Here is a 1,359-nt window from a genome sequence, read left to right as displayed (position 1 = left end):
TCAGGGCGTGAGAAGAAATGAGCCTTCCGACTCGTCGAACCAGCCTTGCGCTATGGCGAGCAGGAGGTTGTGGGCGACGAGTGCGAGCAACCACGCGGCTTCGGCTCGCTTGCGACCTCGTACGTGAAGCCTGCGCAGTCCCTGGCGCTCCTTGACCTGCGCATTGAGCAACTCCGCCGTCGGTGCGCGCTGGGCGTAGGTGCGCTTGCCTGCGGGTGTCTGCATCCGCGCACGCCACGCATTGCTGGGGTCGCCTCGTTGGCCCCTGCGCCGCCCCTCCGGTGGCAGCAGGTTCTTGCGCGCCGGTAAGGGAGAAAAGACACGAATGCCCTGCGACTCGAGCGCGGAGAAGGCCTTGAGATTCCGATAGGCCCCGTCCACCAACCAGGCATCGGGCCTGAGTCCCAGGACGCGGGCCACCCATTGCACCATGGGGAGCAGCTGTGCAGCGTCCGCCCCCTCATCGGTGACACGACCGGCCAATGCCAACCGGCTCTCGACGTCCGAGACGGCCTGCGCGTTGTAGGCAGGACGGAAGCCGCCGTCTGGCATGCGCATCACCTGGGCCTGTGGGTCGGTGAGAGAGGCTCGGGGTTCGCCATGAGCGCCCCCCTTCGCACGTTGCTTACGCCGTGCTGCTGCCGGCAGTGCAGCGAGCGCGAGTGCCGCCCGGGCCTGTAAATCGGCGCGAGCGCGTTTGCGTGCTGCACGTGCCTTGGTACTCGCGCCCTGCTGGCACGGGCCGGCCGCAGCAGCCACGGCTGCCCGCTTCTGTAGGGTGGCCTTGCGGTGAAAAGAAGCAGCTCCTGCTGAAGCACGCACACGCGTGCCGTCCTGCGCAAGTCGCCGTGGCCGGTGTACGGCACCGCGACTGCACAGCTCATCCAGCATCTTGCCCAGCAACGCCCGGAAGGCAGGGCCTGAGCGTGTCATGAAGGAGGACAGCGTATGCGCCGACACATTGACGCCGCCGCACAACCACCAATACGCAACGTCCGTACGCAGCCTCGCCGCAATGGCGTGAGCGCTGGAGAGGCCCTCCATCTGCCCGTACACCCACAGCGCTAGCAACAGCCTCGGGTCCACCGCCGCACGACCCGCGTGATGGGGACGCGCACGGATAGCGCGCTCGAAGTCCGACATGTCCAGCGCTTCGACAGCCGCCCATACAGCGCGCACTGAATGCTCTCGGTCAACCAACTGCTCGTAGGTCCGAGCCGCCAGCACCTGCGTCCGTTTCGGCCGGAGCACACGCACTCGCGGCCGTTTGCTCCCCGCCATGGCGATTCATGCTCGCACAGCAGCGCTTATGCATCCTTTGGATGCATCAGAATCGTTAATTTTTTCTCATCCCCTCAG

General features: G+C 66.2%; 1 protein-coding gene. It reads right to left on the bottom strand.

Annotated elements, in window-relative coordinates:
• Nucleotides 1-1,281 carry a transposase gene (locus D7Y04_RS42410; protein WP_121763054.1) on the bottom strand — a complete coding sequence of 427 codons (1,281 nt, stop codon included), beginning with the start codon at nucleotides 1,279-1,281 and terminating at the stop codon, nucleotides 1-3.
• Between the last annotated feature and the right edge of the window lie 78 nt (nucleotides 1,282-1,359).

The sequence above is a fragment of the Corallococcus sp. AB038B genome (genome assembly GCF_003668955.1).
In the GTDB taxonomy this organism is placed as follows: Bacteria; Myxococcota; Myxococcia; order Myxococcales; family Myxococcaceae; genus Corallococcus; species Corallococcus exiguus.
This window is presented reverse-complemented; position numbering and strand designations above follow the sequence as displayed.

Excerpts from the sequence above, each read along its gene's own strand:
- D7Y04_RS42410 (WP_121763054.1), bottom strand. The coding sequence starts at position 1,281 with ATGGCGGGGAGCAAACGGCCGCGAGTGCGTGTGCTCCGGCCGAAACGG.